A 601-nucleotide genomic window follows, 5' to 3' on the forward strand; every position below is an offset into this window, starting at 1 on the left:
ATGCGGTTCCGCCGCCACTTTTTGAAGCGGTAGCGCGAAACCTTCCGAATGTTTGGGATTAGCTTTTACTCCGGCGCCTCTACTGCAGCGAATTCTTCTTCGAATTTAAGAAACCAAGGTGCCGTAGTAATCTCGTTCCACTGATTTTGTAGTTCCAGCAATTTAAGAATTCTCACTCGATCTGCTAACAGAACTCCATTGGCATTTTGGTTATCTGTCCATTCCCCGTTAGCCATCCGGTAACATACAGGCGTAAACATAATGCCCATATAATCTAACTGCATATGGAAAAAGTTGCGGTAATTCATGGAATGAGCTTCAAGCTTCTTTTTGGGCCAATCTTTCTCTTGTGCTCCACATTGCCCTAACAAAGCATACGAATTAGAAGCGCCATCGTCGAAGTCAACAACGGCAACTAAATCTAATCCGGCGTCGCCGGATGATCCAGCGTTATCGCATTCCTTTTCATTAATCCCAATTACGCGTAAATCCTGCCCAAGAACTTTAAGAGCTTCCCGCAAATCAGTAGAATAATATTCGCGCCGATCATCTGAATTAGCATCGAAGATACGTACCTGCGCATGTGCCGGCAGAAGCGCTA

The 601-nt window shown here is 45.1% G+C and carries 1 protein-coding gene; it reads right to left on the minus strand.

Translation table 11 applies throughout. The annotated features are described in order from the left end of the window. Nucleotides 1-65: 65 nt before the first annotated feature. Nucleotides 66-601: hypothetical protein (locus tag JK635_RS23990; protein WP_202656464.1), on the minus strand; the 536-nt coding region annotated here is incomplete at its 5' end.

This window comes from Neobacillus paridis, from assembly GCF_016765675.1.
GTDB lineage: Bacteria > Bacillota > Bacilli > Bacillales > Cytobacillaceae > Neobacillus > Neobacillus paridis.